The organism is Haematobacter genomosp. 1 (assembly GCF_002196855.1).
Lineage (GTDB): Bacteria > Pseudomonadota > Alphaproteobacteria > Rhodobacterales > Rhodobacteraceae > Haematobacter.
On sequence record NZ_NIPW01000020.1, the window covers coordinates 1 to 19,247 of the forward strand.

Below are 19,247 nucleotides of genomic sequence, written 5' to 3' on the forward strand. Positions count from 1 at the left end.
GGGGCAATCTAAAGACATTTCTAAAAGAAATCCATGTCCTAGATACACGCTACAGGATAGGTGAAGTGTTGGTCAACACTATTTTTATAACAGAACTATGTTTCTGTTACGGTTATCAAGTTAGATCTATGTGTATGACAGAGCAATGCCGGTCAGGATTTGATCTTGACCATAAGGATTGTCATTGAAATATACTGGGATACGTGATTGCACCTCCTGCAACGCCGAGGCTGTATGTGGCTAGCGCGATCATGACGATTACGCTACCGTGCCGCATCGGCACTACATCTAGGAGATTGATTCCGGAGCGGAGCGCAGACAGGGACAGCAAGATCCCTATGTTCCGAAAAAGAAAACCCCCAGCGGTCGGGGACCACCGGGGGGGACGCAACCGGACCTTTGGCGAGGTCTTAAGATGCTCACTGAATTCAAGCATCAAGGTAACGTTCCCCTACAACACAGGCAAGACAAAAAGCGCCCTTGGGCGAACAATAAATGTCGGCCCAAGTTCTCCCGACCGCTCTACATGGAGAGCGGACAGTATGGTTACTAAACCCTTGCGGGTGTTGGGAAAACCCAACGAAAATATTGGGCGGTTTTCCGCCGATTTATATGAAGCTGCGCGCAATGCCGCGCTTGTGATGGAACTACCTGACGGTGTTCGTCGGACGTTAGAAGCCCTTATCAGTCGTATACCACGGGGTTCCGAGGCTCCGATCAGCCCTGCAAGCGTGTCAACCTTGTCTTTTGAATGCGGCAAAAATCCGCGCACCATTTTGAACCATGTTCGCTTTCTGGTGCGGATCGGACTGGCGGTGGATCGCAGCATGGGAGGCGGCCGCCGTCATTGCCAGCGAGATCAGTCCGGCCAGATCGTCGCCGTCTATGGCATCGACCTGACACCGCTTCGGGATCGTGCCGATGAACTCACCATGGCGGCCGAAGCCATGAGAGCGGAGCGGATGGCCGCAGATCGTATGCGGAACGAGATTTCGCGTCTGCGTTCCATGATCCGCCGTATCCTGTCTGGAACCGAAGCCGCCGCCGAGGATCAACAGACCTGGGCGAGCTTTCCGCGCCGGATCGCTCACCTCGGATATGAAGCCTTGAGCGAACTTCTGAACCGTGTGCGCCGCTTTTTGACCCGTCTTGGTCCGTCCGAAATTTCCGACCGGCCGGAAAAAAATGACCAACCATACACTACAAACCAATATCCATCAGAGTCTTGTAATCCAGCGATGCCCGCTGAGAACAAGATGGGGCAGGGCGCACCGACACCGCCACCCCAGACACCGAAATGCGGGATGGAGCATATCAGCCTGCCAATGGCCCTGAATGCGGCTCCCGCCGAATGGCATGTGGGGATGGAGCTTTATGGGCGCGCAGACTGGATGGCATTCGTGAACGTGGGCTACGAACGGGCCATGGCCCTTGGGATCAACGCGTCCGCATGGGCACAGGCACAGGCCGCGATCGGCAAGGTGGGGGCCGCCTTGCTGGTGATGATCGCCGATGCCGACAGCAACGAGCGGGGCGGCAAGATCCGCAACGCTGGGGCATGGGTGCGCCGCATGAGCGAACGGGCCGAGCTGGGCAACGCGCAGCTTCATCGCTCCGTGTTCGGCCTTCTGCATCGGGAGGCCGCGGCATGTTGAAGCTGAATGGCCTGTCCCTCGCCGTGCTGGTGGCCGCTGGCGGTGCCTTGGCCGTGGCCTACAGCCAAGGCCGAATGATACCGCCCGAGATCGTTCAGGAATATGCGGGCGAAGCGCGCGTGGTGGACGGCGACACGCTGCACGTCGACGGCGAACGCATCCGCCTGGTCGGACTGGACGCCTGCGAGAAAGGCCAGCCCGCGACCTTCGCCAACCGGCAGATCGACTGCGGGGCCTGGGCGACGGAACAGATGGAACTTCTGATCGGGGCGGGGCGGCAGGTGCGATGCGAAAGCAAAGGACGAGACCGCTACGACCGGGCCTTGGCCGTCTGCTTCACCGGCCAGCGGAACCTTAATCTGGCGATGTTGCGCGGCGGCTATGCCTTCCTCTACGGCGGAAGCCGCCAGCCCGACGACTACCGGCAAGCCGAGCAGGAAGCGCGGGACGCCGAGAGGGGGCTTTGGATTTTCACGGACGTGAGCGATCCTTACGACTTCAGGCAGGAAAGCAAGTAAGCAGGGAATGCATCATGGCTAGACTTCGCACAGCGGCGGTCGAAACGGTTGAAGGCGACTACAACTTCATAATCTACCTCACAGAAATCGAAGCGTTCAAAACGCTGAACGCGAGACCGGGGGAGACGGTGAAGCTGAGTGGTGAAAATGAAGCCATCACAATTGGTCGCCATGGAGAAGCAACTCATAGGAAGAACGTCAGGGGATCAGAGACGACTTATGACCATGTAAAGGTATCCTCCCTGCACGAAGTTCTGAATAAAATGATCGCGGATAGAGTCTGGGATGAGCCTTGTGAATTTGACGAGGACGAGGATGAAGAATAGCCCTGTTCAAAACCGAACGGTTTTGAACAGGGTAATGCGAGGGTGTTCAGAACGGGTGTTGCACGGGGGTTGTGACCACCTATGATATGGGCGGCCCTTTTGAACGGTATAGCCTCATGTCCCGCACCTTCGCTTACGTCCGTGTCTCTACTATCCAGCAGACCATCGAAAATCAGGTGCAGGAGCTGGAGACGGCCGGTTTCACCATCCCAAAACGCCGGATCGTTTCCGAAACGATCTCGGGCAGTGTGCCCGCGCAGCAGAGGCCGATGTTTGCCCGCCTGGTCGATCGGCTGGAAGAAGGGGACGTGCTGGTAGTCACGAAGATGGATCGGCTTGGGCGCGACGCGATGGACGTGGCGCAGACCGTCAGCCTGCTTGCCGGAATGCAGGTGCGCGTTCACTGCCTCGCCTTAGGCGGCAGCGACCTTACCAGTCCCGCCGGACAGTTCACCATGACCATCTTGAACGCCGTTGCACAGTTCGAGCGGGAATTGCTGATCGAGCGGACCCATGCGGGCATGGCCCGCGCACGATTGCAGGGGAAGGTCATCGGACGGCCTTCTACGCTTTCGGATGCACAGAAACATACTATTTGCACTGAACTAGACACTGGCGTGACAGTATCGGAACTTGCCCGCCGCTACGGATGCAGTCGCATGACCATAGCCCGCTGTCGTTCGCGTCTTTGAGCCCTTTGCGGTCATTCGGGTCCTAACGTTGCAACCGTAACCAAATACACTAGGGCCTTCGGACGAGATAGGGATCAATCCGAACAGTTCCCACTTGATTTTTCGTGGACGAACTTTGATCAACCTGCAAAATGGTTCGCCCTTTGGGACTGCATGTCCCGAGCGAGGTTCAGGAATGCCTCGACCGGGCGAAGGCTCTGGTTGGACCGCAGGCAGAAGGCATGTTCGGGAAAGAAGTCGGCGATCTCGCGTATCCTGACCCGGCACACACGGTCCGCACGCGTCGAGGCCGCGTCGAACATGAAGCCGATGCCGATGCCCTGCGCGCAGGCCTCATAGATCGCCTCGCGCGATTCCAGCCAGAGGAGAGGCTGCGGGCGGAGGCCCGCTTCGGCCAGAACGCTGTTCAGGCGCTTCTGGGTCTGGGATTGCCCGCTGCGGAACAGAAGCGGGTGGTCCATCAGTTCGAGAAGGCTCACCTCTTGCCGGCGGGACAGGGGGTGGCCTTCGGGGATCAGGGCCACCAAGGATTGCTCGAACAGCGCCTCGCGGAAGATGTCGTCCGCCTGCGGTGCTTCGGTCAGGATGCCGAGATCGCATTTCCTGTCCCTGACCGCAGTCACGACATGCTGCCAGTTGCCGAAATGCATCTCCAGCCGCACGCCTGGATAATGTGCGCGAAAGGCTGCGACCAGCGACATCGCAGGCCCCGGCGCCCCGGCGGCAATCACCAACTCGCCGATGGTCAGCGTGCGGGCGGAGTGGAGAATCACCGCCGCCTCCTTTTCCGTGTCGCGCATCTGACGGGTGTGGCGGTAGAGCCTTTCCCCGATCGCCGTCAGTTCCGCGCCCGTGCCCACACGGTCGAACAGGCGCACGTCATGCGCCTCTTCCATCGCGCGGACCTGCGCGGTGATCGCAGGTTGCGACACCGCCAATGCTTTGGCGGCGCGCGAAAAGCTGCCTGTTGCGGCAACCTCGTTGAAGGCGCGGATCTGGGTGGCGGTGGGACGTTTCATGGCAGCTCCGGACGGTATCCGGCCATAACCTAGATTTATATCACGTCATAAACGTTACAACCGCATCGCCTATGCCCGCCACGACAGTGAAAGGACTTCATCGTGGCGACGGTTACACTCAGGGGCATTCGGAAATCCTTCAAGGACAACGAAATCCTGCGCGGCATCGATCTGGACATCGCCGAGGGAGAGTTCGTCTCGCTCGTCGGGCCATCGGGGTGCGGCAAGTCCACGCTGCTGCGGATCATCGCGGGCCTGGAGGGCGCCACGGCGGGCGAGGTGCTGCTGGACGGCGTGTCCGTGTCGGGCACGCGGGCGGCGGATCGCAACCTGTCGATGGTGTTCCAGTCCTATGCGCTTTATCCGCATCTGACCGTGGCTGAGAATATCGCCGTGCCGCTGCGGATGCGCCGTCTGAACCGCTGGCAGCGTCTGCCGCTGATCGGCGGTGCGGCTGCGCGGGCCATTGCCGAAGACGTCCGCCGCGCCGCCGAAATGCTGGAGATCGGCCCGCTGCTGGACCGCCGTCCGAGCCAGCTTTCGGGTGGGCAGCGCCAGCGCGTCGCGCTGGCCCGTGCGTTGGTGCGCGACCCGGCCGCGTTCCTGCTGGACGAGCCGCTGTCGAACCTCGACGCCAAGCTGCGCGCCCACACCCGGACCGAGATCACCGAGCTTCACCGCAAGCTGGGCGCGACCTTCATCTACGTCACGCACGATCAGGTCGAGGCGATGACCATGTCCGACCGCATCGCCGTGATGATGGAGGGCGAGATCCTGCAATGCGACACGCCCGCCCGCATCTACGCCGATCCCTGCGATCTGCGGGTGGCGGAGTTCATCGGCTCGCCGCGCATCAACGTCATCCCCGCCGAGGCGGATTACGATGGCCGCATCTCCATCCCCGGCTGCTCGCTGCCGCTGCGCCATACGGGCCGCGCTGCCCTGCGATTGGCCCTGCGCCCCGAGGCCCTGTTTCTGACCGAGACCGACGCCAAGCTGCGCGGCAGGGTCGCGCATGTCGAGAATATGGGCCATGAATTCGTAGTCCAGATCGCGGTGCCCGAACTTTCCGACCGCCTTGTGCTGCGGACCGCGGCCCGCGCCGTCGTCGGGGATGCGGCGGGCATCGGCTTCGATCCCAGCCGCGCGCTGTTCTTCGACGCGATGGGCGCACGCTGTCGCAACGTGACCGCGCAGGTTTTCGCATGACGCAGGGGCGCATCGCTTTTCTGCTGGGCGCGCCTGCGCTGGCGCTGATGCTGGTGATTTTGATCCTGCCGATCCTTGCAGCGGTGGTCCTGAGCTTCACCGATTATTCGCTGGGCGCACCTGGCCTGTCATGGGTGGGGCTGGAGAATTATGCCCGCATCTTCGGCAGCTCCACCTATGAGAAGATGCTCGTCGCCACAGCCACCTATGTCGCGGTGGTGGTGCCGACATCGATCGGTCTAGGCCTTGGTGCCGCGCTGCTGATCCAGTCGCTGTCGCACGGTGCGGCGTTCTACAAGTCGGTCTATTTCCTGCCGGTGATGGCGACGCTTCTGGCGATGACGATCGTGTGGCAGATGATGCTGCACCCGACCATCGGTGTGGTGAACCGCAGCCTGCTTGCCGTCTGCGGCGTGCTGCCCGAGGGGATGTGCCCCGAGCAGATGCCGCTGTGGCTGGGCGACCGGGACTATGCGATCTGGGTCACCTGCTTCATCGGCGTCTGGCAGGGCTTCGGGTTCAACATGGTGCTGTATCTGGCGGGCCTGTCCGGCGTCTCGCGCGAGCTTTACGGCGCGGCGGAGATGGACGGCGCCAGATCGGGGTGGGAGCGTTTCCGGCTGGTCACATGGCCCGCGCTGCGCCCGACGACGACCTTCGTGCTGATCACCACCTTTATCCGCGCCTTCCAGACCTTCGACACGGTGGAGGTGCTGTTCTCGCCCGGCGGGGGGCCGTCGAAGTCGGTCTATCTGATGATGTTCGCCATCTATGAAAAGGGGATCGTGCAAAACCTCGTCGGGATCGGCGCGGCGATCACCGTGCTGTTCCTGATCTCCGTCATGGCGCTGACGCTGCTTCAGCGCCGCATCGCCGAACGCAAGGCCTGATCCATGATCCAAGTGCTGAAACATCTGGTGCTGCTGATCGGCGGGTTCGTCGTCCTGGCCCCCTTCGCCGTCATGCTCAGCTATTCGCTGAAATCCCCGCCCGAGATCGAGACCGGCACCGGCGGCTTCTTTGGCGCGCAGGCCCCGATGCTGGACACGATGTGCATGGCCCGCAGCCAGCCCGACCGCGCGGCGCTGGATGCCGCCCGCGCCGCCAGCCCCGGCCAGAGCGACGACGCGATCATGGCGCGGCTGGAGCAGGAGCGCGAGGCCGCCTGCACCACCCGCCCCGCCGTCTTCAACTACACCAAGGCCTTCACTGAGGCGCCCTTGCTGCGATACCTGCTGAACGGGCTGATCGTGACCGTGTCGATCTTCGTGATACAGGTCATCGTGGCGCTTCCTGCCGCCTATGCGCTGGCGAAACTGCGGTTCTGGGGGCGGGATGCGGCCTTTGCGCTGGTGCTGTTCTGCCTGCTGATCCCGGTGAACGCCGTGGCGCTGCCGCTCTATCTGGGGCTGGCAAAGCTGGGGCTGACCAACAGCTATGCCGCGCTGGTGATCCCGTGGACCATTTCTGCCTTCGGCATCTTCCTGATGCGCCAGTTCTTCATGGGCGTGCCCGACGATCTGGTGGATGCCGCCCGAATGGACGGGATGGGCGAATTCGCCATCGTCTGGCGCGTGATGCTGCCGACCGCGATCCCCGCGCTGATCGCCTTCGCCATCTTTTCCATCACCGCGCACTGGAACGATTACTTCTGGCCGCGCATCGTCATCACCGGCGATCGTGATCTGTTCACCCCGCCCTTGGGCCTGCGCGAGTTTCAGGCAGGTGCAGACGGCAGCCTCTATGGCCCGATGATGGCCACCGCGACCATCATCGTCATCCCCCTCATCGCCGCGTTCCTTCTGGCGCAGCGCCGCTTCATCGAAGGCATCGCGCTTTCGGGAATGAAATGACCCCCCACCGGAGACTGAAATGAAACGCCTTTCCCTTCTTGCCGGGCTGATGCTCTCGGCCACCACGGTCCACGCACAGGACAAGGTGACGATCGAATTCGTCTATCCCTATTCCGCCATCTTCGACGTCACCTACGAGGCGATCCTCCCCCGCTTCCAGGAGGCGCATCCGGATATCGAGGTGAAGTTCCGCGCCTCCTACGAGGAATACGAGGACGCGTCGAACACCGTCCTGCGCGAGGCCGTTTCGGGCAATCTGCCGGACGTGACCATGCAGGGCCTGAACCGCCAGCAGATCCTTGTGGACAAGGGCATCGCCCAGCCGCTGGACCCGTTCATCGCCGAGGAAGCCGATTTCGAGGTCGAAGGCTATCACCCCGCGATGCTGCAACTGTCCACCTTCGACGAAAAGGTCTACGGTCTGCCGTTCTCGGTGTCCCTGCCCGTCGGGTTCTACAACACGGCCATGATGGAAAAGGCCGGGATCGAGGGGTTCCCCGCGACGTGGGACGAGGTGATCGCCGATTGCGGCACCCTGCGCGAGGCGGGATATGAAAACCCGATCTTCTGGGACTGGCAGATCACCGGCAACTGGCTGTTCCAGGCGCTGATGTGGTCGCAGGACAAGCCCATTGTCGAAGGCGGCACCATGACGCTGGACAGCCCCGAGGCGCTGGTCGCCCTGCAGACCATCCAGAAGATTGTCACCGAATGCGGCATGAAGAACCTGTCGGTCGAGGAAGCGATCACCTCCTTCACCGCCGGGGAAATCCCGATGCTGTTCTCCTCCACCTCCTATGTTGGGCGCATCTCGCGCGGGAATGCGGACCTTGCCTTCACCACGGCGGCCTTTCCCGGCATCGACGGCGCCCCTCTGGGCCTTCCCGCGGGTGGCAATGCGGCGATGATGACCTCCACCTCGGAAGATCCGGCGGTGCGGGCGGCGGCGTGGGAATGGATCAAGTTCCTGACCTCGGGCGAAGGCGCTGCAGATGTGGCGCGCACCACGGGCTACATGCCGCCCAACCGCGCCGCGAACGAGCTGATCCTTGCAGACTTCTACGACCGCTACCCCGAAAAGGCCTCGGCGGTGGAGCAGCTTCCGCTGATGCGCGAATGGCAGGCCTATCCGGGCGCCAACGGTCTGGCGATTACGCAGGTCATCTATGACGGGCTGGAACGTCTGGTGACGGGCGAGCAGCCCGACATGGAGGAACTGCAACAGGAACTGGTGGACGAGGTCGCGGACCTGCTGCCGCGCTGATCCAGAACCCGCCGGTCGCGCCGCGCGTGACCGGCCGATTGGAGAGATACGATGAAATTCATCCATCTGACCGACACGCATGTGATCGGCGGCGGTCGCCGCCTGTTCGGGGCCGACCCGTCCCGCCGCCTCGCGCTCGCGGTCGAGAGCATCAACCGCGATCACGCCGATGCCGACTTTGCCGTCGTCACTGGCGATCTGACCCATTGGGGCGACGCCGATGCCTATGCCGCCTTCACCCGCGCCATCGCGGGGCTTCAGGTGCCGCTCGTGCTGATGGTCGGCAATCACGACGACACGCCGTCCCTTGCCGCCGCCTTCCCCGACATGCCGCGGGACGAAAACGGCTTCGTCCAGTCGTCGCGGCAGACCGAGGCCGGGCTGTGCCTGTTCCTCGACACCCGTGTGGACGGCACCCATGCGGGCGGCTATTGCCCCGCGCGGCTGGACTGGCTGCAACGGCAGCTTGCGGGCAGCGAGGGTCCGGTCCTGCTGTTCATGCATCACCCGCCCTTCGACGTGGGCATCCGCGCGATGGACGACATCCGCATGCAGGACGCCGAGGCGTTCCACGCCGTCATCGCCCCGCACACCCACCGCATCCGGCACCTGTTCTTCGGCCACGTCCACCGGGCGATCTTCGGCAACTGGCGTGGGATCTCGTTCTCGTGCATGCGCGGGCTGAACCATCAGGTCGCGCTTGACCTGTCCAGCGACGTGATCCAGGGCGATCTGGCGGCGCCTGCCTATGGCGTCGTGTTGGCCGATGCCGACCGAGTCGTGGTCCACATGCACGAATTCGCCTCACGCGTGCCGACATTTCCGCTGATGTCCCCCGAGGGCGATCTGTCCGAGGATTACTCCACGGCAATGCGGCACGAAGGGTTCATCGACCTGTGACGCGTGCCAAAGACCACCGCGCGCTGGTCGCAGGCGCGCGGCGAATCCTTTGCGACATCGACGGCTGCCTGATCCGAGGGGGGCAGCCGATCGACGGGGCCGCCGCGTTCGTTGATGCGGTGCGCGACAGGTTGTCGCTTGTCTCCAACAACTCGACCGATACGGCAATGGGCCTATCGGACCGCTTGGCCCGGATCGGCATCGAGGTGCCGGAGGCCCAGATTTTCCTCGCCGGAGAACAAACCCTGCTTCATGTGCAAACGACTTATCCCGATGCCCGCTTCCGGCTGGTCGCCACGGATGCGATGCGGGATCGGGCCGAGACGCTGGGCCTGCACCTCACCTCCGAGCGGCCGGACCTGATCGTGCTGTGCCGCGCGCCCGACACGACGCTGGCGGAACTTGAATCCGTGCTGGTCCAGATCACACAAGGTGTTCCAATAGTCGCAGCCAACCCCGATCTAACGCATCCCGGCGCTGCGGGTCCGGCCATCGAAACGGGTGCAGTCGCTGGGCTGCTCCGGGCCTGCCGCCCCGGCCTCGCGATCCCTTTCATCGGCAAGCCAGCCGCGCCGCTGTTTCTCCGTGGCCTACAGAACGCGTCGCCCGAGGAGGCGATCATGATCGGCGACAATCCTGAAACGGACATCGTCGGGGCCGAGCGATTGGGGATGCCTGCGCTTCTAATCCATCCCGACAAGAGTATGGGTCCGACGATCAGGAGCCTGATCTAGCGAGATTGCCGATACCTCGAGTTGCCAGCCCCTTGGGGCCGAGAATCAAGGTCGCGAACGATCATGACCAAACGAAGTCGATATCTTGCAGCCCTTGGCGCCCATCTCGCAGTCGATGCTTGAGACATCAGAGATGCTGCCTCAATCGCTGCCATTTTCGCGATCTCGGCGGCGTTCTTCTCTGCGTTTTGGCCAGAATGATTACCGTGGCGAGGGGCAGATCGCTACGAAACCGCATAAGGGTGCGAAGTCGGGTATCACTGGGAATGTCCGGATTGTCCCACGATCGACGTGGAGAGCCCTAAGCCGCCATTCGCACTGGACGCGCGAGCTGCAGCCGCAGCATGGAGGTCGGCCCTGAGATCTTCGCTGACCGTCGCTATGCGCGCTTGGTGCGCGATCATCTGCAATGCTCGCTATAAGCCTAACGCAATGAGCGCTGCGATCGGGTGACCTTCACCGTTGAGATTTTGAAGTTCCGAGAAGTTTATTTGCACCTTCTCGGCGGATCGCGAGCGCGAGTGCCTCCGTGAGGCGGGAGCTGGGCCGACTCCTGTGCTCCATCAACACGACTGTGCGCCTGACTTGAGGCGTTCCGAACGGCAAGCAAGTAATCGGCAGGTTCTGGGCCTGGCGCAAGGTGAGAGGAACGACTGCGACACCTAGTCCCCTCTCGACCATGCGAACGATTATGTCGGGGCTATCAAGCACCATTTCCTCACGGACATTCAGCCGCATGCGCCGCAATTCTTTGTCGACAATACGCCCGGCCCACGCCCGCGGATCGAAGCGGATGAAAGGATATTTGGTGACAAGTTCGCGCGCTGTCTTTGTCTGGGTGCCCGCTGGCCCGATCAGCCACAGGTGATCCTCGTATAGTGGCGTCCAGACAAGATCGGGCGGATGGGCACCGATGGGCTCGGTCGTGATCGCGGCATCGAGATCGCCGGAAGCTATCTGCAGCGACATGGTGGCCGAGACGCCTGCGACAAGATGAATGCGAGCCTGCGGATGGTCCTGCGTCAGCGCCGCGAGCGCGTCAGGGACAATTCCGAACAGCGCTGTCTGTATGGCGCCGAGACGCAAGCGGCCCGTGATGGCCTGCTCAATACCTAGCGCAGCGGGGATCGCATCGTAGAGGGCGAGGATTTCTTCGGCCCGAGTTAGCACGATCCGGCCCGCTTCCGTCAAAATCGGAAGCCTGCGTGAGCGATCAAAAAGGCTAACGTCGAACTCCGCTTCCAAGGACTTGATCTGGAGGCTGACCGCGGATTGCGTAAGGCCCACCGTTTCTGCGGCACGGGCAAATGATCCGTGACGGGAAATCGCCTGCAACGTTCGCAACGCGCGTAGAGACATGGGGAGCGCTTCCTCGCCGTAACCGATGAGATTTTTTAATCGTATATCGGAGTATTCGCAATTTTTCTTTCCGGCCTGTCCGCGATACATCGGTGTCGATCTTTAGAGGACAAGCGATGAACACTCAGGTCGCTGCGCAATCACTCAGCATTCCCGCGCTTGTCGCCGTCATGGCGGGCGTTACATTGGTCACACTCGACATTTCGCTGACGAGCACCGCCATCCCTGCGATCGCATCTGGTCTTCATGTCGATCCAGCCCGTGCCATCTGGATCATCAACGTCTACTATCTCGCCGTAGTCGCCGCGCTTCTGCCATTAGCTACGCTTGGCGAGATTCACGGCCATCGCAAAGTCTTCATTGGCGGATTGACCCTATTCGCTTTCGGAGCGCTCCTGTCGGGTGCGGCCACGTCCCTTCCGGCGCTTGCAGGCGCGCGTGCCGTTCTTGGCATCGGCTCTGCTGCCGTGTCCGCCACCACTCCCGCGCTAATCCGGACAATCTTCCCGCCACATCGGTTGAGCCGTGGCCTCGGTCTGTATGCAATGATCGTCGGCACGGCCTTGGCCGCAGGTCCTCCCATTGCATCCACCATCCTGTCGGTCTTGGATTGGCACTGGCTGTTCTGGCAAAGCGTTCCCATTGTGCTCATCACGACCGTCCTCGCGCTGCTGTGGATGCCAGAAAGTGAACTGAATGTGCGAAGGTTCGATCCCGCCTCTGCGGCGCTCTGCGCGTTGACATTCGCATGTCTTCTGTTCGCGATCGCCGGTGCGGCACATCTTGGTGCCCGCACGGTTATCTGGGCACTGACCGCGTTCGCCATGAGCGCAGCGCTTCTGATATGGCGCGACCGTGACAGCCCGGCACCGATGCTGGGAGCGGATCTATTCCGCATTCCTGTTTTCGCCCTGTCCTCGCTCACCTCCATCCTTTCTTTTAGCGTGCAGGGACTTGTCTTCGTGGTGCTGCCGTTTCTGTTCCAACTGCGGCTTGGTTACTCGCAGATCGAAGCTGGGTTGCTGATATTGCCGTGGCCGATAACGCTGGCGATGATGACAATCATCTCGTCCCGCCTGACCGAGCGCATGCATCCCGGTGCTTTGGGGGGGATCGGTCTCAGCATGCTCGCCGTAGGTTTGGCGACCCTTGCGACTTTGCCTCCCGAAGTGGAAGGGGCTGCGATCATCTGGCGCCTCGTGCTGTGCGGCATTGGTTTCGGGTTCTTCCAGTCTCCGAACATGGTCGCGATCATGAGCAGCGCACCACGATCGCGGAGCGGAAGTGCGGGCGGCGTCCTGGCGATGTCGCGACTCCTCGGCCAAGCCATCGGTGCCGCACTGGTTGCATTCTGCATGATGAGATGGACACAATCGGGTGTCGAAATCGCGCTATGGGCGGGTGTAGCGTTTGCGGTTGCCGGATCGGCCGTAAGCCTCGTGCGGCTTATACCGACACTAAACTTGAGGATCGAATGATGGCTGTCGTTCTGATCCCCGGCTTCATGCTGGATGAGGATATGTGGGGTGATGTCGTGTCCGCCCTACTGCCGTTCGGCCCTGTGCATCACGCCGATCCGCGGCGGGCTTCCTCGATCCGTGAGATGGCCGAGATGACGCTTGCATCGGCTCCGCCAAGCTTTGCCCTGATCGGCTTCTCTATGGGCGGATATGTTGCGCGACAAATGGTTAGGCTCGCACCTACGCGCGTGTCGTGTCTGGTGCTGATCGCGACCTCTGCACGCGCAGACAGTGATGCGCAGGGTCGAAGCAAGGGCGTTGCCGCAGCCGCACCATTTGCTGGGATTAGTAAGACAGCCATTCGCCGGTCACTGGCACAAGATCGCGAGGCCGACGCAATGCTTGTGCAACGCATTCGGCAAATGGGCCAGCGACTAGGCGGCGAGGTCTTTCAGCGTCAGGCCCTTTTCCGACGCGATGGAGATCTCGACGCTTTGCCCGAAATCGAGTGCCCGACCCTGATCGTGGCAGGTCGCCAAGATCGCCTTCGAACTTTGAATGAGACGCATGAACTTGCTGCAGGAATCAAACATACGCAACTCGAGATTGTCGATGCAGGGCACATGATCCCGATGGAAGCACCTGTCGAACTGGCAAATGCAGTCGTTCCTTTTCTAAATAGCTGTCGCTGAGCGATTACCACCAATCGTTAAGATGGATGGAGGTTCACGAACGACGGCTTCTGCGGCGCAGCGAATGGCAGGAATGTCCCATGAGCCGACTCACCGACCGGCGCGCGGCGCCGCGCGGAGCCCTTACCGGACGTTGACGAACGGGGAGGTGCTGATAGCCTAACCTCTGAAAGAACGGAGCGCCGCGATGAGTATCGAGCAAAGTCTGCTTGCCCTGAGCGGTATCTTCCTGCTGGCGTGTTGCAGCCCCGGACCAGTCTTCCTGCTCATTGCCTCCACCTCGGCTCATCATGGTCGTGCAGAGGGCATTCGCGTTGCTCTTGGCGTGGCCGGTGCCACACTGGTCTGGACCTCTCTAACCGTCATGGGGCTGGGGCTGGTATTGGCATCGGTCGTATGGGCACAGACGCTGATCCGGATCGTAGCGGGCCTCTATCTGCTTTGGCTGGGAATTAGCATGATACGAAGCAGCCTGTTCATCCGGCCCGGCCCCACCCGATATATTTCCTCACGTAAGTCAGCGCCTATGCGCGGATTCGTTGCCAGCGTCACCAACCCGAAGGCTTTGGCGTTCTTTGGCAGCGCCTTCGCACTGACCGCGCCTGCACAACCTACTTTGCTGTATCACATGGCGGCCGTCATATGTCTGACGGTGCTTTCCGCCACGTGGCACTGTTTGCTGGCCGTCCTCTTTGCAACGCCTATCCTGCAGCGAGGGTATCAGGGCATGAAGCGCCAGATTGATCTTCTTGTGGGGGCTGTCCTGGTCGTTCTCGGTAGTGGAATGCTTACGCTTGGAACCCGGACCCGATAAGACAACTGACGGTTACATGGCTTACGCCTGTCCGTAGAACACATGACCTCGGTTATCTCGCTTGAAGAGATTGAACAGGCTTGCCGGTGAGACTTCTTCGACATGTAGGCGCAAGGCAGCCTCGTTTTTTCTGATCCAATCGAAAGACTTGTTGAAATGGCAGTCCACGCGCTCAAGAGCGATCTGCGCCGCTCGCTGTCCGTTCGCTGCGAAAATATACCTGTGGCAATAGAATCCTTGAGGGCGCGGCGTTTCCTCGGAGCGCGGCTCCGCACTCCAGCTCAGGTGCCCGTGGACGAAAACATAATAGCAGCGCATGCGAAATCACCTGAGGCGATGGCGTCTGACAAAAGCTGGCATCTTGAGGCTCGCAAGGGCCTGAATGCCCTATGCTTCCCTCATGTGCAATGTCCGCTTGTCCCATGAGCAGACTAATGATCGTCAACTTTAGTGTTTTGACGTCGATTGTTGTGAACTGATCTATAGGGCTGACGTCAGGTCGTGGGATTCGAACCTAAACCTTTGGCAACGCTTATATTATCGTCTAGGATTCCTTATCACATCACGAGGAACCGACATGCTTCAGAACCGCAGCATCAGCGCCGCCCTCTTTCCGGTTATCGCCGCGTTTGCCACTTTTTCCGCCCCAAGCGAGGCTAAAGCCTATGACATCGACTGCAAGCTGATCTTGTGCTTGGCAGGCGGCTTTCCGGCCACATGCGGAGATGCCTATGACCACATGATTGACCGGCTACGCGATGGCAAATCGCCCATCGGCACCTGCACCATGTCGGACGGTGCGGAATACAAGGATTATGAGATCGACTACAGCTTTGCGAACCGCACCAGCTCCGAAGCCTGGATCTGCCCCGAGGGCAAAAACAAGCATTTTAGCCGGAGTTATGACGGTGATAGTCGGGAGGTGGTCAAGGTGTTCTGCTATGACGAACGCCGCCGTTTGGGCTACGGTCGTGATCGCGACGAGAGGTATTACTACACCGGCGTCTCCACCCCGGAATACAAGAACATGAGGGTGCAGATCACGGTCGAACCTGGCACTGACGCCGAATATACGAACGGCGTTCAACGATACCGGACCAGCAATTCTTATGGCTACGGCGGCACACGAGTGACCTTCCGCCCGTGAAGTTCCGTCTCGCCATTATCGCCGTTGTTATGTCGGCACCCTGCGCTGTCGCGCAGGGGTGCCTTCCGCCAGAGCCGCCCTACGCCTACGAGCCACCGACCGACGATCCTGAACTGCGCGAGATCGTGCGCGACCAGTATCAAACCTACATCGAGGAGTCGGAGGGCTACATGAATTGCTTGCAATCCGAGATCGGCCGCGCCCAAGCCGAAACCCGCGACGTTTTGAACCGCTGGGTGCATTATTTCGGTTCTGACGCCACAATGCGCTACAGCGCAGACGACTAACGGGAACGTCATTAGCCATGCAAGACAGAGGTATATGCGGGGCTTGCGGTCAGACGATGAGCAAAATTGAGACCCATTGTGGCCGATGCGGCGTATCTCACAAGCTCACTGGAACTGGTAGTAAAGCCGCCGGTCGTTTCTGGGGCTTCATGGTTCTCTTGGTCATGGTTGGCTTTTTTGTTCAGTATCTGACAGCCTTATTCGGCTGATCGTGTGCAGCTTGTCGGTTTATCGTGCTTCTGCATCCCGTAAACGGGTGCCCAGAGCATGGAATACGGTTGTTGTGATCTGACGCTGTGCAATCGGCCCTTGACGGACAGGGGGGATCGCGGGCTATCAGGGAATGAATGTTCCTCGTTCGTTCGCATGTATCATGTCCGTAACTTTGGCCCCGCTGAAAGTGATCCTCGTTGACCGGCTGGTGCCGCTCGCCTCCGTCAGCGTGCCCGCAGGGTTTCCATCACCAGCCGGTGATGATCTTGAGGACACCGTGGACCCGATCAAGTGGGTGGTGCGGCATGAGCGTTCGACATTCTGGTGGCGTGTCTCGGGCGACAGTCTGGAAGCCGAAGGCATCCTTGACGGCGACCTGATCGCCGTGGACCGATCCGGAAAGCGCCGCCCTGGGCGCATTGTCGTGGCTGTGGTCGATGGACAGATCACCGTCAAGAAGCTCGCCAAGCGCAACGGCCATTGGTTTCTGGACCCGCGCGCCCGTGGCGACGGCTACGAGAGCATTTCTGTCACAGAAACGACCGAGATTTGGGGCGTGGTCGCGGGCGTTGTGCGCCGCCTCGCCGTTGAGTAGGCGCGGCCATGATCTCCGCGTCCGCAGATCCGATCGCCCTCATCGACTGCAACAACTTCTATGTCTCCTGCGAACGTGTTTTTGACATGTCGCTGCGCGGCATCTCAGTGATCGTCCTGTCCAACAACGACGGATGCGCTGTCGCCCGCAGCGATGAAGCCAAGGCGCTCGGGATCAAGATGGGGGCCCCCGTGTTCAAGATGCGCGACCTGATGCGCCGTCACGGGGTAAAAGCCCTGTCCTCGAACTACACCCTCTATGGAGATCTCTCGCGTCGCGTGGTGGAGGTGCTGCACGACTTTTCCCCTCGCCTTGAGACATACAGCATCGACGAAAACTTTGCGTGCCTAAAGGGATTTAACGACCGAATGGAGGCCCATGCGAAAGACATGCGGGCCACGGTTCGGCTCGAAACCGGCATCCCTACCTGCGTCGGGATCGCGCCGACCAAGACCCTCGCCAAGCTGGCGAACTTCGCCGCCAAGAAAAACCAAATCTTCGGCAGCGTCTGCAATCTCATGGACGACACCGTGCGCGATTATGTCATGCGCCGCATTCCCGTGGGCGAGATCTGGGGCGTCGGCGGGGCCACCCAAGCCAAGCTGATGACACAGGGGATCAAGATGGCGGCCGAGCTGCGCGACCTGCCCTTGCCCCTCGCCCGCAAAATTGGGGGAGTCGTCTTGGAACGGCTGGTGGCCGAACTTCGCGGCGTCGTCTGCATCGACTTCGAGGATGTGCCGCCGCAGCGCAAGGGCATGGCCGTGACCCGCTCCGCGGGCACGCCCATGACCTCGTTCGACGTGCTGGCTCAAGCGATTTCTGCCCACGCGACACGGGCGGCCGAGAAGCTGCGCCAGCATGGCCTTGTCGCAGGGGCGATGACCGTTTTCTATCACACGAACCCGCACAAGCCCGAACGCCCGCAGCATTCGGCCTCGCGCAGCGTCCGTCTCTCCCCCATGTCGAACAACACGTTCGAGCTGGTCGAGGCCGCCATTTCCGCCGCGAAACGCGGTTGGAAAGGCGACCCCTCCGGCAACGGCCACGGCTACACAAAGGCCGGCATCATCCTGGACGATCTGTTGCCCGAGCAGGATCAGCCCGCGATGCTGTTTCCGCCCGAGCGTCCGCGCAATGCGAAGGTCATGGACGCGCTCGATGCGCTCAATGACCGCTTCGGGAAAAAGACGGTCGTGCTAGGGCGCGAGGGGTTTGAGAAGTCATGGACCACCAAGGCGGATCATCGCTCGCCGCGCTACACCACACGTCTAAGCGAACTGCCCGTGCTTCAGCTCTGAACGCCCTCGTTGGGCTTGATGCTGAAGCTCGCCCTATCGGACAGCCCAAGATCTTCTAGGGCCTCGTGCAGATCGTGTTCGGTGATAGGTCCGGGCAACCCTGCCAAATCCGAATGATCGGGGAAGTGGCCTAGCAGATGCTCATAAGCCGAAAACACCGCCTCATCCTGATTGGGCATCGGGAGCGATATGAACAGATCGTCCATCTGCATTTCCAGATTGTAGCTGTGCGACATGACAAGCCCTCCGTTCTGTGCCGTGCACCTCACCCCGCAAGGGTATCCGGTTTTGCAACTCTACGTTCGAGCATTTGCAGATCGGCATGAGCCTGGCGAAGCCTGTCCGCAAGCGCATGGATTCTGGCATCATCCTCGCCCTTCCCGCCGAATGACGCCTGATAGGCGAGCTCGGTTTCGATGCCCCAGATGGTCTGTTTAAGAGCAGTAGTTTCAGCAGCAAGGTCAGCCATAGACGAATTCTCGTGCAGATGATGAACAACCAGAATCTAGCCGGTCATGGGTCAGGATGGCAATTTTCTTGTCAGCGAATTTCCATATCTTGCTGCCTGTTGTTCATGGCGCATCCCTCGTGCCGTGCGGTCTAGGGCTGTCGCCCTGGACCTCTCTGCCCGAGTGACCGCGCTCTAGGCTCCGGCCGGCTGCACCGGCCTCCGCCCCGAACCTCGCTCGCCCCTTCTCCCTTCGCGCCGAGAGGCACCGGCACTGTCTCTGCGAGCCAGCGCCAGCGCCGCGCGAATGGTCGAAGGTGCGGCGAGTTTCGGCCCTGCGGGTGACGATCGCTTGCGCGGCGGCCGGGATCTTCCTGCAGGACGCATCACCAGCTCCACCGTCCTAAAGATCGAGGGCAAGCCGCGCGCGCGGCGCGGCTCCTGTCTGATCCGAAGGTCAGGCCGGGGGATCGACGCGGCCCGAGGGGCCGCGCTCACCCCCGCCCTGCGGTTTTTCCTTTTCGTGTTTCCGCCCAACAGACCTGCCCGAGCCGGTCAATCGGCAAGCGCCGCGCTGCGCGCGTCGGCTCCGGCGGGGGCCGTGTCCTCGCTGCGCTGCGGGCCGCACCACCCCCCGCCTCCGCCCGATTGACAGTCTCGGTCAGGCCCGTGGGTCGGGCTGTGCCCTCCCCACTCTGTTCCGCCGAATACATGCGTATTCGTCAGACCAGACCGGCGAGGCGCAGCCCATCGGCGGAAGG

22 protein-coding genes are annotated in these 19,247 nt (G+C 61.3%); 17 read left to right on the forward strand and 5 right to left on the reverse strand.

Features of this window, described 5'->3' with window-relative positions:
• Positions 1–542 precede the first annotated feature (542 nt).
• The 4 genes from repC to CDV49_RS11340 all read left to right on the forward strand — a co-directional run bounded on the left by repC (position 543) and on the right by CDV49_RS11340 (position 3,191).
• On the forward strand, positions 543–1,655 hold the full coding sequence (gene repC / locus CDV49_RS11325) for a replication initiation protein RepC (RefSeq protein ID WP_179209180.1): 1,113 nt from the start codon (positions 543–545) through the stop codon (positions 1,653–1,655).
• The gene (locus tag CDV49_RS11330) at positions 1,649–2,173 is read left to right on the forward strand and encodes a thermonuclease family protein (protein ID WP_179209181.1); all 525 of its coding nucleotides are present in this window, start codon (positions 1,649–1,651) and stop codon (positions 2,171–2,173) included. The genes repC and CDV49_RS11330 overlap by 7 nt, the downstream gene beginning before the upstream one ends.
• Before the next feature lie 14 nt (positions 2,174–2,187).
• Positions 2,188–2,499 carry a hypothetical protein gene (locus tag CDV49_RS11335; RefSeq protein WP_088215560.1) on the forward strand — a complete coding sequence of 104 codons (312 nt, stop codon included), beginning with the start codon at positions 2,188–2,190 and terminating at the stop codon, positions 2,497–2,499.
• Between the two features lie 116 nt (positions 2,500–2,615).
• The gene (locus CDV49_RS11340) at positions 2,616–3,191 is read left to right on the forward strand and encodes a recombinase family protein (RefSeq protein ID WP_088215577.1); all 576 of its coding nucleotides are present in this window, start codon (positions 2,616–2,618) and stop codon (positions 3,189–3,191) included.
• Between the two features lie 119 nt (positions 3,192–3,310).
• Here the strand turns inward: CDV49_RS11340 and CDV49_RS11345 are convergent, their stop codons facing one another.
• Positions 3,311–4,210 (reverse strand): LysR family transcriptional regulator, encoded by a 900-nt coding sequence (locus CDV49_RS11345; protein WP_088215561.1) that lies wholly within the window; start codon positions 4,208–4,210, stop codon positions 3,311–3,313.
• A gap of 102 nt (positions 4,211–4,312) precedes the next feature.
• On the opposite strand from CDV49_RS11345, the gene CDV49_RS11350 reads away from it, so the two are divergent.
• Genes CDV49_RS11350 through CDV49_RS11375 form a run of 6 tightly spaced genes read left to right on the forward strand, consistent with a single transcriptional unit; the run spans position 4,313 to position 10,170 of the window.
• Complete coding sequence (locus CDV49_RS11350; protein ID WP_088215562.1) at positions 4,313–5,419, forward strand: ABC transporter ATP-binding protein; 1,107 nt, start codon at positions 4,313–4,315, stop codon at positions 5,417–5,419.
• A complete protein-coding gene (locus tag CDV49_RS11355) occupies positions 5,416–6,309 on the forward strand; it encodes a carbohydrate ABC transporter permease (RefSeq protein ID WP_088215563.1) in 894 nt (297 codons plus the stop codon). Before CDV49_RS11350 ends, CDV49_RS11355 begins: the two co-directional genes overlap by 4 nt.
• A 3-nt stretch (positions 6,310–6,312) precedes the next feature.
• Positions 6,313–7,272, forward strand: coding sequence for a carbohydrate ABC transporter permease (locus CDV49_RS11360; RefSeq protein ID WP_088215564.1), 960 nt, complete (start codon positions 6,313–6,315; stop codon positions 7,270–7,272).
• 19 nt (positions 7,273–7,291) lie between these two features.
• Positions 7,292–8,536 (forward strand): ABC transporter substrate-binding protein, encoded by a 1,245-nt coding sequence (locus CDV49_RS11365; RefSeq protein WP_088215565.1) that lies wholly within the window; start codon positions 7,292–7,294, stop codon positions 8,534–8,536.
• 51 nt (positions 8,537–8,587) lie between these two features.
• The gene (locus tag CDV49_RS11370) at positions 8,588–9,436 is read left to right on the forward strand and encodes a phosphodiesterase (protein WP_088215566.1); all 849 of its coding nucleotides are present in this window, start codon (positions 8,588–8,590) and stop codon (positions 9,434–9,436) included.
• Positions 9,433–10,170: an HAD-IIA family hydrolase gene (locus tag CDV49_RS11375; RefSeq protein ID WP_088215567.1), complete on the forward strand. Its 738-nt coding sequence runs from the start codon at positions 9,433–9,435 to the stop codon at positions 10,168–10,170. Before CDV49_RS11370 ends, CDV49_RS11375 begins: the two co-directional genes overlap by 4 nt.
• Positions 10,171–10,626: 456 nt before the next feature.
• Here the strand turns inward: CDV49_RS11375 and CDV49_RS11380 are convergent, their stop codons facing one another.
• Positions 10,627–11,619 (reverse strand): LysR family transcriptional regulator, encoded by a 993-nt coding sequence (locus CDV49_RS11380; protein ID WP_218821944.1) that lies wholly within the window; start codon positions 11,617–11,619, stop codon positions 10,627–10,629.
• Between the two features lie 26 nt (positions 11,620–11,645).
• Here CDV49_RS11380 and CDV49_RS11385 point away from each other — a divergent pair, with 26 nt between their 5' ends.
• The 3 genes from CDV49_RS11385 (at position 11,646) to CDV49_RS11395 (ending at position 14,495) form a co-directional block, all read left to right on the forward strand.
• On the forward strand, positions 11,646–13,007 hold the full coding sequence (locus CDV49_RS11385; protein ID WP_088215569.1) for an MFS transporter: 1,362 nt from the start codon (positions 11,646–11,648) through the stop codon (positions 13,005–13,007).
• A complete protein-coding gene (locus tag CDV49_RS11390; protein ID WP_179209182.1) occupies positions 13,007–13,681 on the forward strand; it encodes an alpha/beta fold hydrolase in 675 nt (224 codons plus the stop codon). Before CDV49_RS11385 ends, CDV49_RS11390 begins: the two co-directional genes overlap by 1 nt.
• Positions 13,682–13,868: 187 nt before the next feature.
• Positions 13,869–14,495 carry a LysE family transporter gene (locus tag CDV49_RS11395; RefSeq protein ID WP_088215570.1) on the forward strand — a complete coding sequence of 209 codons (627 nt, stop codon included), beginning with the start codon at positions 13,869–13,871 and terminating at the stop codon, positions 14,493–14,495.
• A 21-nt stretch (positions 14,496–14,516) separates the two neighbouring features.
• Here the strand turns inward: CDV49_RS11395 and CDV49_RS20215 are convergent, their stop codons facing one another.
• Positions 14,517–14,813 carry a hypothetical protein gene (locus CDV49_RS20215; RefSeq protein ID WP_143413159.1) on the reverse strand — a complete coding sequence of 99 codons (297 nt, stop codon included), beginning with the start codon at positions 14,811–14,813 and terminating at the stop codon, positions 14,517–14,519.
• 259 nt (positions 14,814–15,072) lie between these two features.
• Here CDV49_RS20215 and CDV49_RS11400 point away from each other — a divergent pair, with 259 nt between their 5' ends.
• From CDV49_RS11400 to CDV49_RS11415, 4 genes are all read left to right on the forward strand, one after another.
• Positions 15,073–15,642: a hypothetical protein gene (locus CDV49_RS11400; protein ID WP_088215571.1), complete on the forward strand. Its 570-nt coding sequence runs from the start codon at positions 15,073–15,075 to the stop codon at positions 15,640–15,642.
• Positions 15,639–15,929, forward strand: coding sequence for a hypothetical protein (locus tag CDV49_RS11405; RefSeq protein ID WP_088215572.1), 291 nt, complete (start codon positions 15,639–15,641; stop codon positions 15,927–15,929). Before CDV49_RS11400 ends, CDV49_RS11405 begins: the two co-directional genes overlap by 4 nt.
• Before the next feature lie 373 nt (positions 15,930–16,302).
• Positions 16,303–16,737: a LexA family protein gene (locus CDV49_RS11410; RefSeq protein WP_088215573.1), complete on the forward strand. Its 435-nt coding sequence runs from the start codon at positions 16,303–16,305 to the stop codon at positions 16,735–16,737.
• 8 nt (positions 16,738–16,745) lie between these two features.
• On the forward strand, positions 16,746–18,038 hold the full coding sequence (locus CDV49_RS11415; RefSeq protein ID WP_088215574.1) for a Y-family DNA polymerase: 1,293 nt from the start codon (positions 16,746–16,748) through the stop codon (positions 18,036–18,038).
• On the opposite strand, the gene CDV49_RS11420 is transcribed toward CDV49_RS11415, so the two are convergent.
• Positions 18,029–18,274: a hypothetical protein gene (locus CDV49_RS11420; protein WP_088215575.1), complete on the reverse strand. Its 246-nt coding sequence runs from the start codon at positions 18,272–18,274 to the stop codon at positions 18,029–18,031. The two genes, CDV49_RS11415 and CDV49_RS11420, sit on opposite strands and share 10 nt — an antisense overlap.
• A gap of 29 nt (positions 18,275–18,303) precedes the next feature.
• Positions 18,304–18,507, reverse strand: a complete 204-nt coding sequence (locus tag CDV49_RS11425; protein WP_088215576.1) for a hypothetical protein — start codon at positions 18,505–18,507, stop codon at positions 18,304–18,306.
• Positions 18,508–19,247: the final 740 nt, after the last annotated feature.